The sequence below is a fragment of the Exiguobacterium sp. SH5S13 genome (assembly GCF_004337085.1).
GTDB classification, from domain to species: Bacteria; Bacillota; Bacilli; order Exiguobacteriales; family Exiguobacteriaceae; genus Exiguobacterium; species Exiguobacterium aurantiacum_A.
The window spans coordinates 1-13494 of the sequence record NZ_SJUS01000009.1; the positions used below are offsets into that span (position 1 = coordinate 1).

Annotated in this window: 14 protein-coding genes; 9 read left to right on the forward strand and 5 right to left on the reverse strand. The window is 54.1% G+C overall.

Going from position 1 to position 13494, the window contains the following annotated elements; translation table 11 throughout:
- Positions 1-90: 90 nt before the first annotated feature.
- Positions 91-606, reverse strand: a complete 516-nt coding sequence (locus EVJ30_RS06575) for a GNAT family N-acetyltransferase (protein WP_131468456.1) — start codon at positions 604-606, stop codon at positions 91-93.
- 79 nt (positions 607-685) lie between these two features.
- Here EVJ30_RS06575 and EVJ30_RS06580 point away from each other — a divergent pair, with 79 nt between their 5' ends.
- On the forward strand, positions 686-1066 hold the full coding sequence (locus tag EVJ30_RS06580) for a VOC family protein (RefSeq protein WP_131458762.1): 381 nt from the start codon (positions 686-688) through the stop codon (positions 1064-1066).
- Between the two features lie 29 nt (positions 1067-1095).
- Here the strand turns inward: EVJ30_RS06580 and EVJ30_RS06585 are convergent, their stop codons facing one another.
- Positions 1096-1401, reverse strand: a complete 306-nt coding sequence (locus tag EVJ30_RS06585; RefSeq protein ID WP_070328289.1) for a winged helix-turn-helix transcriptional regulator — start codon at positions 1399-1401, stop codon at positions 1096-1098.
- A gap of 117 nt (positions 1402-1518) precedes the next feature.
- On the opposite strand from EVJ30_RS06585, the gene EVJ30_RS06590 reads away from it, so the two are divergent.
- From EVJ30_RS06590 to EVJ30_RS06600, 3 genes are read left to right on the forward strand one after another with little or no spacing between them, the layout of a single operon-like run.
- A complete protein-coding gene (locus EVJ30_RS06590) occupies positions 1519-2010 on the forward strand; it encodes a lactoylglutathione lyase family protein (protein ID WP_131458763.1) in 492 nt (163 codons plus the stop codon).
- Between the two features lie 2 nt (positions 2011-2012).
- Complete coding sequence (locus EVJ30_RS06595; protein ID WP_070328287.1) at positions 2013-2993, forward strand: zinc-binding dehydrogenase; 981 nt, start codon at positions 2013-2015, stop codon at positions 2991-2993.
- Between the two features lie 49 nt (positions 2994-3042).
- A complete protein-coding gene (locus tag EVJ30_RS06600; RefSeq protein ID WP_131458765.1) occupies positions 3043-4107 on the forward strand; it encodes a threonine aldolase family protein in 1065 nt (354 codons plus the stop codon).
- Between the two features lie 54 nt (positions 4108-4161).
- On the opposite strand, the gene EVJ30_RS06605 is transcribed toward EVJ30_RS06600, so the two are convergent.
- Positions 4162-5343: a TsoY family (seleno)protein gene (locus EVJ30_RS06605; RefSeq protein ID WP_131458766.1), complete on the reverse strand. Its 1182-nt coding sequence runs from the start codon at positions 5341-5343 to the stop codon at positions 4162-4164.
- A 344-nt stretch (positions 5344-5687) separates the two neighbouring features.
- Between EVJ30_RS06605 and EVJ30_RS06610 the strand changes: the two genes are divergently transcribed.
- From EVJ30_RS06610 to EVJ30_RS06630, 5 genes are all read left to right on the forward strand, one after another.
- Positions 5688-6881 (forward strand): FAD/NAD(P)-binding oxidoreductase, encoded by a 1194-nt coding sequence (locus EVJ30_RS06610; RefSeq protein ID WP_131458767.1) that lies wholly within the window; start codon positions 5688-5690, stop codon positions 6879-6881.
- Between the two features lie 17 nt (positions 6882-6898).
- Positions 6899-7456: a hypothetical protein gene (locus tag EVJ30_RS06615; RefSeq protein ID WP_131458768.1), complete on the forward strand. Its 558-nt coding sequence runs from the start codon at positions 6899-6901 to the stop codon at positions 7454-7456.
- A 120-nt stretch (positions 7457-7576) separates the two neighbouring features.
- A complete protein-coding gene (locus tag EVJ30_RS06620; RefSeq protein ID WP_131468458.1) occupies positions 7577-8602 on the forward strand; it encodes a sensor histidine kinase in 1026 nt (341 codons plus the stop codon).
- Positions 8589-9230, forward strand: coding sequence for a response regulator (locus tag EVJ30_RS06625; protein ID WP_236636020.1), 642 nt, complete (start codon positions 8589-8591; stop codon positions 9228-9230). Before EVJ30_RS06620 ends, EVJ30_RS06625 begins: the two co-directional genes overlap by 14 nt.
- A gap of 14 nt (positions 9231-9244) precedes the next feature.
- Complete coding sequence (locus tag EVJ30_RS06630; RefSeq protein WP_021066029.1) at positions 9245-9616, forward strand: YidH family protein; 372 nt, start codon at positions 9245-9247, stop codon at positions 9614-9616.
- 207 nt (positions 9617-9823) lie between these two features.
- Here the strand turns inward: EVJ30_RS06630 and gshAB are convergent, their stop codons facing one another.
- On the reverse strand, positions 9824-12109 hold the full coding sequence (gene gshAB, locus EVJ30_RS06635) for a bifunctional glutamate--cysteine ligase GshA/glutathione synthetase GshB (RefSeq protein ID WP_131468460.1): 2286 nt from the start codon (positions 12107-12109) through the stop codon (positions 9824-9826).
- Complete coding sequence (locus EVJ30_RS06640; RefSeq protein WP_131458771.1) at positions 12093-13421, reverse strand: MATE family efflux transporter; 1329 nt, start codon at positions 13419-13421, stop codon at positions 12093-12095. Before EVJ30_RS06640 ends, gshAB begins: the two co-directional genes overlap by 17 nt.
- Positions 13422-13494: the final 73 nt, after the last annotated feature.

Sequence of the window (13494 nt, forward strand, 5' to 3'; positions counted from 1 at the left end):
CATCACCCTCTCAAAAGAAAAAACAGGATAAGGGCAAGGAAAAAGAGCGATTGTCCCGACTTGAGTCGGTCCAATCGCCCTTTTTTCTGTTCACGCTCGGATAGAGCGGAGGTTTTTCAGTGCCCTCAATCTATCCTGAGGGCGCTTTTTGCGTTCTAATGCGATGAAGTCGAACGTACTCCCGTTCGTGTCTTGTTGAAACGAAGCCACTTGTCGAAACCCGCAAGCTTCATACACGCGAATCGCCCGCGCGTTGAACGTGGCAACCGACAAGGTGATACGATTTGGGTCGAACGTAGATTCGATGAAATCAAGAATCGAGGTGACGAACGCTCGTCCGGTCCCATTTCCGGTCAGACCTGGCTTCATGCCTAAACCGAGGTCAATCGTATCGGCGTCTGTTTGATGCACGCTAACAAAACCGACCAGTTCGCCATCGTTCGTGATGGCGAATACCGATTGCCCTCGTTGTTCGGTGTCTAAAAACTCAGCCAAGTCGTCTTCGTCAGCCTCCATATCGTAAAAAGCATACTTTCCTTCGTAATGCCAACTGAAGGCGATCATTTCGGCCTGCGCTTGTGTCATCAAAGCGAACTTATATGTCATAGTGATTTCCTCGTTTCAAAAGGATGGATAGGTGCTACACTTTCGATAGTACCATCAATTCAAGAAGTGAGGTGACCACATGGGAATCAAACTAGATATGGTCGGCATCGTCGTCGAGGATATGAAGCGAGCGCTCGACTTCTATCGGCTGCTCGGACTGTCGATTCCAGCATCAATGAACGGGGAAGCGCACGTTGAAGTTGACGAAGGCGGCGTCCGGCTCGTCTTTGACACAGTCGAGGTGGCGGAGTCGGTGTATGGGGAATGGAAACCGGCATCGGGGCATCGGGTCGAGCTCGCTTTCCTGTGCGACAGCCGTGAAGCGCTCGATACACTGTTTGAAGCTATCTTCAAACAAGGATACGTGATTCATCGTGAGCCGTGGGACGCGTTTTGGGGACAACGTTACGCCATCGTCGTCGATCCGGACGGGAACCTCATCAGCCTATTCGCGTCATGACAAAACCCTCGCCTGGACTTGGCGAGGGTTTATTCGTCTCGGGTTTCGCCCCAAGAGCAGAGCGCCTTCATCGCTGGTTGCAGGCTAAACGCCTCCTCGGTGAGGGAGTATTCGACGTGGAGCTGTTTGTCGGTCGAATAGTCGTCGCGTCGGACCATGCCGAGCTGTTCGAGTTCGCGCAGTTGGTCGGTCAACACTTTGCGGCTGACGTCGGGGATGGCGCGCTGAATCTCCGAGAAGCGGCGCGGGCCGGTCTCGAGCGTGCAGTACACTTGTGGACGCCATTTACCGCCGATGATGTCGAGCGCCTTGTTGACGGGGAACGGGGTCGTCATGTTCAGTTCGCCTCGCTTTCGGGTAGTTACTTCAATGTGCGTACTTTTTTTCTTGCTACGATGAAGGTATCTTATCGTTATCGACCCAAATGAGCAACCAAAAAGGAGCGGATCAATTTGACTTATCCACGTACATTCTCACATATCGGGCTATCAGTCCCCAGTGTGACGGAAGCAGTGAAATTTTATGAAAACGTGATGGGCTGGTACACGATCATGCAACCGTCGGACGTCGTTGAGGATGACTCACCGATCGGCGTCATGTGCACCGACGTGTTCGGCCCGGGCTGGGGCAAGTTCCGCATCGCCCACATGTCGACCGGTGACAAGATCGGCATCGAGCTGTTCGAGTTCCCTAACAACGAGAAACCGGAGAATAATTTTGAGTTTTGGAAAACAGGCATCTTCCACTATTGCGTCCAAGACCCAGACATCGAAGGGCTCGTCGAGAAGATTGTCGCCCACGGTGGCAAACAACGGATGCCGATCCGCGAGTATTACCCGGGCGATAAGCCGTACCGGATGGTGTACTGTGAAGATCCGTTCGGCAACCTCGTCGAGATCTACTCGCATTCGTATGAACTGACATATTCGGAAGGAGCGTACTAATCATGAAAGCATGGCTACTTGAACAACCTGGCCTAGATAATATGAACCTCGGGGACATCGAACGACCGACCCCGGGAGCGGGCGAACTGCTCATCAAAGTCGAAGCGGTCGCCTTGAACCCGGTCGACTATAAAGTCGGCACGAACGGCAACCCGAACTGGGCATACCCGCACATCCTCGGCGTCGACCTCGTCGGCGAAGTCGTCGAAGTCGGCTCGAGCATCGCCAACATCATCACCGGCTCACGCGTCGCCGTCCATACGAGTCTCGCGAACAACGGAGGCTTCGCCGAGTACGCTGTCGTCGACGCCCGTGCTTGTGCCGTCGTACCGCAAGACGTTAGCGACGAAGCGGCAGCAGCCATCCTCTGTGCTGGCATGACGGCGTATGAAGCGGTCATGCAGAAGCTGAACACGCGCGACAAAGAGACGATTCTCGTCCACGCCGGAGCGGGCGGGGTCGGCGGCTACGCGATTCAGCTCGCGAAAAAGCTCGGTCTCAAAGTATTCACGACGGCATCGCCGGAAAACTTTGATTGGGTCACATCACTCGGTGCCGACGTCGCAATCGACTACAACGTCGAGGACGTGACGGAACGAATCATGGAACTGACGGACGGCCGTGGTGTCGATCTGATTTTGAACACGGTCGGCCGCGACGTGGCGACAGCCGATCTCGATCGCCTCGCCTTCAGCGGACAGCTCGCTCATATCGCCGGTCCGCCTGACATGTCGAACATGAAAGGGTTCACGCTGTCACCATCGATCCATGAAGTCGCCCTCGGTGCGGCCCATGCGAGCGAAGACGAGCGCGCGATTCGCAACTTGGCGTATATGGCCGAGGAATTGATGAAACTGCTCGAAACGGGTGAACTGAACGACCTCGTCACCGACGTGTTGCCGTTCGACCGCTTGAAAGACGGACTCGAACAGCTCCAGACGCGGAAAGTACGCGGCAAGTTGATTGTCCGCGTACGCGACTAAATCTTGGCCTCTTGTCTCGTGGCAAGGGGCTTCTTTTGGAGGGGATGGCATGGATTTACGGACGTCGTATCAACAGACGACGCATCAACTGAGCGGGCACGGGAAACGGAACGTCGGCGTCTTACAGCGCGCGTTTGAGCAAGCCGACCCGGAGCAAACGAGCGACCATTATGGGACGGGCGAGGTCATCGAACAATTCGAACAAAAGCTCGCCACGCGGCTCGGGACGGAAGCCGCCGTTTTCTTTCCGAGCGGCACGATGGCACAACAGATCGCCTTACGCATCTGGTCGGACGAGACAGGGAATCGAAGCGTCGCCTATCACCCGCTCTGTCACTTGGAGATTCATGAACAAGACGGACTGAGACAGCTGCATCACCTCGAGCCGCTTTTGATCGGGGGCACGGACCGCTTGATGACGCTTGAAGAAGTGGAGGCGTTACCGGACGTCGCTTGCCTGTTGGTCGAGTTGCCGCAACGTGAGCTCGGCGGCTATTTGCCGCCGTTTGATGAGCTTGAAGCGATCAGAAGGCACTGCCGGGAGCGGGGGGTTCATCTGCATCTCGATGGGGCGCGCCTGTTCGAGACGTTGCCATATTATGAGAAGACGGCCGAAGAAGTGTGCGCCTTGTTCGATAGCGTCTACGTCTCGTTCTACAAAGGGATCGGCGGTGTCGCCGGGGCGATTTTGGCCGGACCGAAAGCGTTCTGTGACGAGGCAAGAATCTGGAAACGGCGCTATGGCGGCGACTTGATCGGCTTATACCCGTACATCATCCCGGCCGACTACTACTATGAGCTCAGGAAAGACCGAATGGGAACGTACTACGAACATGCCAAAGCGCTCGCAACCCGGTTCAATGCGCTCGACGGTGTCTGGACGACGCCGGATGTGCCGGTGACGAACATGTTCCATCTTCACATGAACGGGGACGCAGAAACCGTCTCGAATTGGATTAAACGTGTTCAAACGGAGACAGGCATCGGCATCACTGGGTACGTCGTGCCACATGACGGCTATTGTTCGACCGAGATCAGTGTCGGGGATGCATTTTTAGATATCGATACGTCTCGGCTCGACAAGTTGTTCGAGGTACTCTCCCATCAACAATAACAAAAGCCCTGAAGAAACAATCGTTTCGACAGGGCTTTTGTTGAGGAACGATGCTTATGCAGCCTCAAGTTTGGATGCGTTTTTTCGTAGTGAAAGGTGTTTGACCGACAGTGTGATGAGCCATTGGATCGTCTTCGCTTGGACGAATACGAGCGGTGACAAGATGACGTAGTGCATCAGGCTGTGCGCTGTGATGAAGTCGTTTTGAACGAGTCCCCAGTGGACGAAGAACATGCCGAGGACGACGTAGGCGACACCTGGGCAGATGAGGCCGAAGCTCGCCGCGCCATCAGGCTGTTCGTTGAAATAGTCTAGACGACGCAATACACGGAATCCGATCAAGCCGACGGCAGTGCTCGCCATGAACAGGAAGCCGAGTACGACGAACAGTAGCGCCGTGTTGACATGTGTCTCGAGTAGCCGGTGCGACACCATCGAATAGATTCGAACGAACGTGATTCCAGTGAGCGTGAAGATCGGAATCAGTAACCAGACGGTCGGTGCGCCAGGTTTGGCCAGACCTTTCGCCAATACGGCACGTAAACTCATACCGCCGAAGAAGAGGAGGATACCGCTGACGAGCGCTAAGAACAAGAGGGAGGCGACCGTCGATGTGACATAGACCCATGGTGTCGTCGACATCGCGGCAGGGCTCGCTAAACCGACAGCGACCATGACAAACGCGAACGCTCCTAAAAATTGTCCGAATTGATTCAAGTTGTCGACCGGAAATTTACCGTTCGCCATAACGTTGGAGATGTACTGAACATAAAGCACGAGCGCGTAGACACCGATTGCCAAGAATGCGAGCAAGGCGAACGGGAAGAGTGATTGGACGTTGGCCCATAGTCCAGGGACGAACAAGGCGCCGAGAATGAACACGACATTGACGCTCATCGCGTATGTAAGCGGTTCGGCCATGACCGCCACTTCACCCGGAGTGCCTTTGAGAGCCTGATAAGCCGACGTTCGCTTGTACGTGTGGAACGAGCGGACGTTCCAAATGAGCAGGCGGAAATGGTTCACCGCGAGCGCCAAGATGATGAAGGAGACAGCGACAACGAGAATTTGCGCAGTTCCTCCTTTCTCAAACGTGGCCCGCAAATGATCGAAATGGGGGAGTGGTGAATCCGGATGCGGAATCAAAAACATGAAATACATAAAGAACGAGACGGCGAGCCCGCCGTTACCGAGTGCTGATAAGAAGTAGAGCGGATGATAAGGTCGTTGTGTCATTGTGAAAAAGTCCTCCTAAAAAAATCAGATAACCAATTTATACCCCCTATGGTATAATGGAGTCAATACTTTCCTCGTCAAATGAGGGGAATCCCCTATGCCGTTTTGATGAGGAAATCATGTCGGGCGAAGTGATTTAACTCACAGGTTGGCCTGGGAAAACAACTGGGGGACTTCATGACTAGATGACGACGATCATAGTTGCGTCCTATAGTCCGGGAGAAATTGAGGGACTTCCCCTATATAAGTTGTATGCGCTTTCAACTATGCTGAAGGCGTGGGTAAGTTCACTTAATTGACATAATTTTGTCGGTCATCTACGGAAACGAAAGGGGAATTGCTTTATGCGTACTCATTATCGAGTTGTCATCGTCGGAGCCGGCACCGGAGGGATTAGCGTCGCTGCTCGCCTGCTTCGTGAAAAACATCATTTAGCCGATGAGGTTTTGCTGATCGACCCTGAAGAGAAACACTACTATCAACCACTTTGGACGCTTGTCGGAGCCGGTGCCGCGAAAAAAGAAGAGTCGGAGCGAGACATGGCGACACTCATCCCAAAAGGTGCGAAATGGCTTCAGGACAAGGTAGTCAGCTTCGATCCGGAAGCCAATCAAGTCGAGACGGCTGTCAACGGGACGATTTATTACGACTACTTGGTCGTCGCGTCGGGGATTGAGATCGATTGGGGTCGGATCAAAGGGTTGGAAGCAGCGCTTGGGACGAAACAAGTATGTAGCAACTACTCGTATCAACACGTCGACTACACGTGGGATACCCTTAGGGGTTTTGAGGGCGGTACCGCGTTGTTCACGCACCCAGCATCACCTGTGAAGTGTGGCGGGGCCCCGCAAAAAATTATGTATATGGCGGAAGACTACTTTGTGAAAACAGGTGTCCGCGATAACAGTAAAATCGTCTTCGGATCGGCCAATCCGGCTATCTTTGACGTTGCCAAATATCGGACGGCGCTCGAAAAAGTACTCGAACGAAAACGGATTGACACACATTTCCGTGTCAATTTAATTGAGATTAAAGCAGACGACAAAGTCGCTGTCTTTGAACAGTTAGATAGCGGGGAAACGTTCGAGGTGCGCTATGACATGATTCACGTCACGCCACCGATGCAAGCACCGGCATTCATTCGAGAAAGCAAACTTGCCGATGCGGGCGGATGGGTCGATGTCGATATGTACACGCTTCAACATAAACAGTATAAAAACGTCTTCGGACTCGGCGACTGCACGAATTTACCGACGTCGAAGACCGGGGCCGCGATTCGGAAACAAGCACCCGTCGTCGCTAAAAATGTGGGTGACCTCATGTATGGCCAAGTCCCGGTCGCGTCGTATGACGGCTACTCGTCTTGCCCGATCGTCACAGGCTACAACAAACTCATCTTGGCCGAGTTCGATTACGAGAAAGTACCACAAGAGTCGATGCCGTTCAATCAAGCGAAAGAACGCCACAGCATGTACATCTTGAAAAAAGACTTTCTTCCAGTCATGTATTGGAACGGGATGTTGAAAGGGACGATGTGAGAAAGGGGGAGAAGACGATGGAACGTACAACAACGAAAGAACAGACATTAGAATCTGTGTTGACGCGGCCGGACGTCGAGCAAGCGCTCGTCTCCCTCGTCGAACGATTGCCCGAGATTGAGAAGTCGCTTCGCCGCCTCGAAGACGCCGTCGATTTCGGGATGGCGACGATGAACGACCAGCAAGTGAGACAAAAAGTCGATACGCTCCTCGACTCATCGAATTTACAGGTCGAGACGCTCGAGGCGGCGGTCAAGCTCGCCGAGAAGTTGCCGATGTTGCTCCAGGTGACGAACCAGCTTGAACAGGTGCTCGCTTTCGCACAAGACGTCTACGGGGACGAGCAGACACGAGAACTGATCGGTCAACGGGTCGATGAATATGTCGCACCGGTAAAAGAGAAAGCCGACGCCACGCGCACGATGCTCACCGAAATCCGGGCACGGGCTGAACGCGACGACCGCAACATCACGTTGTTCTCGCTCGTTCGTTGGCTGAAAGAGCCATCGGTCCAGCACGGCCTCAAGTATATGCAGGCGACGGTCGAAGTATTGTCCGAACAAACAAAAAAATAATGAACCGGTCCGGACGTGAATGCATCACGTCCGGTTTTTGTATGCTCAAATAGTTGGCAATGATTACCCACGGGGGTATGATGGAGAAAATGAGAAAGCAGACAGAAAGGAGGGGGCGGATTGGCACTTCAAGATTTTGAACGCCAGATTTTAAATGTCTTAAAAGACGCGGTCATCGTGATGGACCATGATCGAAACATCATCACGATGAACGAGGCGGCCGAACAATTGACCGGGTGGCGGCTAGGAGAACCTGTCCCGTACTGTTCATTTTGTCAACGACGTGAAATCGGTCCGGACGAAGATCGATGCTACTTGATCCAACATGAGCGCTCCCCGTACTTCACGTCAGAGATGCCGACATATTCGGGAAAGATGGTCGACGTGGAGATGAATACGGCGCGAATCTTGAACGATCCGCTATCGGGTGCGACGTACTATTTGCTCGTGCTTCGCGATTTTACGGAACGCAAGCGCCGGGAAGCGCATGCGCTCCGCGAACAGATGGTGCGGGAATTGATTCGAGCCCGGGAGGAAGAGCACGAACGGCTCGCCCAAGAACTCCACGACGGGGTCGGTCAATCGTTGTTCAGCATCGCCCTCGCCCTCGGTGCGCTCCAGTCCGATGTATCCGACCCAGACAAGAAAGACTACATCGAATCCGTACTCGCCGAAGTGGGCCGACTGATCGACAACGTGCGCGGCTATTCGAAACAACTGCGCCCGATCGAGCTGGATCAATTCGGGATCGGTTCGGCGTTGAACGTGTTAGTTGACAGTTTTGCCACCAGATACCCGCTCGTCACGTTTCGGACCGACATTCGTTTAGCTGACCGCTATGAGCGCGTCATCGAAATCAACGTGTATCGCATCGTCCAAGAGGCGCTCGTCAATAGCATGAAGTATGCACAGGCGAGTACGATCGACTGCCGCATCGTCGAGCATGACGGACAAATCGATGTGCTGTTTAAAGATGACGGGAACGGGTTCGATCAACAAAGAGTGGCGAAAGGATTAGGGCTTCGTCATATGGAAGAACGGGCGAAAACGATTCACGGTACGTTTACACTCGAATCAGTCATCGGACAAGGCACTGAAATTTCAGTGTCCGTTCCGATTGAGCGAGGTCGCTATGACACCGATTGATGTGCTGATTGTCGATGACCACGAACTCGTCCGGCGTGGATTGAAGTTGATGTTTCGTCCCTATAAAGACATCAACGTTGTCGGGGAAGCGGCCGAAGGGACGACGGCCATCCAGGAAGCGATGCGGACGATACCGGACGTGATCTTGCTCGACATCACGATGCCGAACGGACTCGACGGATTTATGACGGCAAAAGCGTTAGCGCAAGAAGTACCGGCCGCCAAAGTCATCCTGCTCACGATGCACGATGAGGAACTTTACATCAAACGCGCGCTCGAGCTCGGTGTGCCCGGCTATTTATCCAAAAATAGTGATCCGGCCCAGCTCGTCGACGGCATCAAGCAAGTGATGGAAGGGAAGCGTTACTATGCGACGTCTCTGTCGGAAGCGTTTATCGAGAAAGCGGCATCGCAAAAGACAGAGTCGGTGCTGACGCGGCGTGAGTCGGAAATTGTACGTTTGACGACGCTCGGTTACGGCAATATCGAGATTGGAGAGAAACTCGGCATCAGTCCGAAGACGGTCGAGAACCATAAAGGCCGCGTCATGCAGAAACTTCAAATCAAGCATCGACACGAGCTCGTCCAGTTCGCGTTGAAAAATCGGTTGATCGACTACGACGGCTAGAAAGAGGGGAAGTTATGAAACTAGATTTAGAGAAGACGGTCGATTCACAGTACATTCAACAACACCTCGCCAACGAGCGGACGTTCCTCGCCTGGATCCGGACGGCCATCACCGTCATCGGGATCGGCTTCCTCGTGACGAACTTTCATTACTATCGAAGTGAGAACTTGAGCGGGGCCGAGCATCAACTGATCACGGCGATCGGCATCTTGTCGATCATCTTCGGTATCGCGACGATCCTCGTCGGGACACGGTCGTACTTGAAGAAAGTGCACACGATCAACTCGCAGCAGTTCAAGTCGGCGAAGATGAGCCTCGTCGCGCTCGCCATCGGGATGGTGTTCATCTTCACGCTCATCTTGATCGTCAGTTATTTTCTGTTTTAACAAAAAAACCGCCCGCATCTCAACCGAGATGCGGGCGGTTTTGGTTATCTCGAGACGAGGGCGTTGAGACGATCGAGTTGTGACGTGAAGCCTTCGATGTGCGATTTGACCGTTCCCATTTGACAGACCCCTCTCTAGAGAAAGTACGGTACACCGACTTGAAACGATGTAGTCCTTATTCCCGAATTGAGCATCCTTCCAACCTGGTCAGTCAAACAACAAATCGAGCACCGTCTCGCCGATCGGACGTTCTTTCCCTTCGTACGGGAAGGAATGGATATGGATGGCCGGGTTGAAGTTCAATTCGATGATGCCGTAGTCATTTTCTGCGTCAAGTGACGGGATCATCATATCGACGCCGCAAATCGTGGCACCGATCGCTTTCGCCGAATCGACCGCGACCTGTTTATAAAAGTCAGAGATTTGGTCCGTATAGTCGATGCTGTCGCCACCTGTGCTAATGTTCGAGTTCTCGCGCAAGAAGACACGTTCGCCGTCAGCGAGGACGCTGTCAGGAGTTTTGCCTTGCGGACGCAGGAACGATACGACGATGTCGTCGATCTCGATTTTCTCGAGCGGTGTCTTATAGCCTTTGCCGCGGAGCGGATCCTCATTTTTCTTCGCAACGAGCTCACGGATCGTCGAGACACCGTCCCCGGTCACATTCGCCGGGACGCGGTGCAAGATGCCGGCGACTTTATCACCGATGACGAGGAAACGATATTCTTTCCCCGGTAAAAACGTCTCGAGCAAGACGACGTCGTCGAACGTGTTGGCATGACGGAACGCCTCGAGCGCCTCGTCGAGCGTCGTCCCGTCTTTGAAGATGTGGATGCCGATCCCGAAGTTCGTCGATTTCGGCTTCAGGACGATCGGCTGAGCGGAAAACGCGGACCAGACGTTACGCAAGTCGTCTTCACTGCGCAACTCGACACCCCCAGGGACGTGGATGCCGTGTTCGGCGAGCACATGTTTTGTCACCGTCTTGTTTTCCATCATCAGCACCGACACGTAGTTATCTTTCGACGTTTTCGTCGCTTGTCTGACGTACTCGACCCGATTGCCGTGACGAAGACGGATGAATTGGTCGTCCCGGTCGACGACATCGACCGCGTAACCTCGTTTTAAGGCCGACTTCATCAAAATTTGCGTCGACAGTTCCATGTCCGTATAGCCGTGCATCCGGAACCGGTTGGCGAACGCATCTTCATAATACGTCTCGGCTTGGCGGAGTGACCAGGTCGTATAGCCTTCGTCGGTCATGACTTTTGTCAGCCGGGCCGAGTAGGTCGCTTCGACGTTGTTAATCCGTTCCCGGACGGACGCGAAGACGTCAGCAAAACCGAGGTCGTGTTGCGCGTTGAACGACTCGATGTCAGCGACGAGATCACGGGCGAACGTTTGCAGAGCGACCGGCTCGCCATCACGTTCGAGGACGAGTGACGGCGATAGGCCCTCTTTGGCGACGAGCTGTTGGTTACGGAACGCCTCGGCTTGCCAGTCCGCAAAGTCAGTCTCGTCTTTCAACGCTAAATAGAGCAAGAAGACGTGCAGGAATCGCAAATCATCGAGTGCGATACCGGTCTTCTCGAACGGATTGAGGTCGATGTTGCGAATCTCGATATAATCGATGCCGTTCTTCTCGAGCCGGTCGAGGTCATTTCCGCCGCGTGACGTCTTCAGTCGAATCGGCGAGTACAGCTCGTTCGGGTTGGCGATGTCGCCTTTGGCGATCAAACGGCGGACGCTACTCGCATAGTCTGGGAGCGTCGCATAGTTCGGATAGAGCGGTTCGACGTTCGTATAACCGCAGTCACTATTTCGGTACGACAGCGCCGTCGTATTCGAGTAGACGTCCTCGTTCAACGCCTGCATTTGGCTGACGCAACGTTCCTCGTAGCTCGTATGGACGGCAGGCGTTCCGCCGAGCAAGTAGACAGCGAGCCAGCGCAGGCGCAAATAGTTGCGGACGAGCTTCAAATAGAGCTCGTTTTTGAAGCGGTCATATTGCTCGGGAGACCCTTCATATAACGCGGCGATCAACTCGTCCGAGAACGAGAAGTTGAAATGAATCCCGGAGATGAGCTGTTTTTTCGCCCCGTACTTTTGAAGCAGATGTTCACGGTAACGGCCGGCCTCAATACCGGAACTGCCGAAGTCGGCGAGCGGGATGACGCCGCCGTCCGGCAACGGGCACGGCATCGACTGTGGCCAAAGCCGCTCGTCGCCGATATTTAGCGCCGTGATGTCATAAAGCGTCTCTAAAAAGTTATGTGCCGCTTCGACGGTCGGGAACGTCGGCGTGATCAGTTCGATCTGGCTCTCGGAAAAATCGGTCGTAATATACGGGTGCGTCGCTTTGTCACCGAGACGTGACGGATGTTTCGTCACGGCGAGCGTCCCGTCTGTTGTCACACGTAGCATTTCGCGTTCGATGGCGAACCGTCCGCTCGTGAGAAGTTGCTTGGATAATTGCTTAAATCGCTTCTGCAAGTGAAGTCACTTCCTTTTTCTTTAGTCGAACAAATAGTGCCGAGACGAGCCCTTTAACGATGCTCGAGATGGCGATGCTCCACCAGATGGCGTCGATGCCGAGATACGGCTCGAGGAGGATGGCGAGCGGGATCCTAGCGACGGTGAAGACGATAGAGATCATCGCCGGGATCTTCGGTAGCCCGAGTCCTGAGAAATAACCGTTCCCGATCATCTCGAGCGAGGCGAAGATGAGGGAGACGCTGATGATACGTAAATAGCTGGCCCCGATTTCGATCGTAGTCGGATCATCGACGAAGGCGCGGATGAGCACGTCCGGGAAGAAGAGAAATACGAGCGTGATCAGCCCGGTATAGAGCATACCGAGGTGCGTCGTCACGCGATACCCTTCGTGCACCCGTTCAATCTGTCGGGCGCCGATATTTTGGCCGGTATAGCTCGCGATCGCCCCGTTCAGTCCACCGATCATCATGTAGGCGATCGACTCGATCTGTAGGCCGATGCGCTGGGCGGCGATCGCTTCCGTCCCGTAGGATCCGATCATGCGGGCGAGAAGAATGCTGATGACGGTAAAGAGGACGCGTTGGGTCGCCATCGGGAAGCCGAGGCGAACGATCTCTGTATAGTCGGCGCGAACGGGTTCGACCGTCTCGTCCCAGTCAAAGAGCGCGCGAGCCCGATGCCAGAAGAAGCCGAACATGACGGCGTTGGCGACGAGTGTCGCCAGACCGGCCCCGAGCACGCCGAGACCGAGCGGATAGATGAAGAGCGGCGACAAGATCATGTTGAGCGTGACCCCGGTCGCGTTGATCCGCATCGCCGTCGTCGTATTGCCGAAACCGCTGAATATGCGGGCGTACAGCAAGTTGAAGAACGAGAACAATAGCATCGGTGCGCTGACGAGCAAGTAGCTGTAAGCGAGCCGCTCGACGTCAGGGGCGTTCATATTCAAAAAGCCGATCAGCGTCTGACCAAAGGCGACGAGGAGCGTCAAGAAGAACAGGCCGAGGACGAGGTTACCTCGTTTTCCGGCCTTGACGTAGCGTTGGATCAACTGTTGGTCCCGCCTGCCGACGGCTTGCGACACTTTGATGCCGGCGCCGACGACAAGTAACGACTGAATCGCCTGGCCAAGCATAATATAAAAACTGGCCGCACCGATACTGGCGACGGCGTCGCTACCGAGCGCACCGACCCAAAACATATCGACGAGACTATACGTGAACTGTAAGAGCGAACTGCCGACGAGCGGAAGAGCGAGCGCCAAGATGACGCTCTGCACACGTCCGGTCGTCAAATCGACGGTTTTCACAAGACAAGACTCCTTCAACGAATTAGTATATAACCATTTAGTTATATATAAGCACGACGAGACAAAATTGGCA

Coding starts and splice junctions, on each gene's coding strand:
- EVJ30_RS06575 (WP_131468456.1), bottom strand. CDS start 606: ATGACATATAAGTTCGCTTTGATGACACAAGCGCAGGCCGAAATGATC.
- EVJ30_RS06580 (WP_131458762.1), top strand. CDS start 686: ATGGGAATCAAACTAGATATGGTCGGCATCGTCGTCGAGGATATGAAG.
- EVJ30_RS06585 (WP_070328289.1), bottom strand. CDS start 1,401: ATGACGACCCCGTTCCCCGTCAACAAGGCGCTCGACATCATCGGCGGT.
- EVJ30_RS06595 (WP_070328287.1), top strand. CDS start 2,013: ATGAAAGCATGGCTACTTGAACAACCTGGCCTAGATAATATGAACCTC.
- EVJ30_RS06600 (WP_131458765.1), top strand. CDS start 3,043: ATGGATTTACGGACGTCGTATCAACAGACGACGCATCAACTGAGCGGG.
- EVJ30_RS06605 (WP_131458766.1), bottom strand. CDS start 5,343: ATGACACAACGACCTTATCATCCGCTCTACTTCTTATCAGCACTCGGT.
- EVJ30_RS06610 (WP_131458767.1), top strand. CDS start 5,688: ATGCGTACTCATTATCGAGTTGTCATCGTCGGAGCCGGCACCGGAGGG.
- EVJ30_RS06615 (WP_131458768.1), top strand. CDS start 6,899: ATGGAACGTACAACAACGAAAGAACAGACATTAGAATCTGTGTTGACG.
- EVJ30_RS06625 (WP_236636020.1), top strand. CDS start 8,589: ATGACACCGATTGATGTGCTGATTGTCGATGACCACGAACTCGTCCGG.
- EVJ30_RS06630 (WP_021066029.1), top strand. CDS start 9,245: ATGAAACTAGATTTAGAGAAGACGGTCGATTCACAGTACATTCAACAA.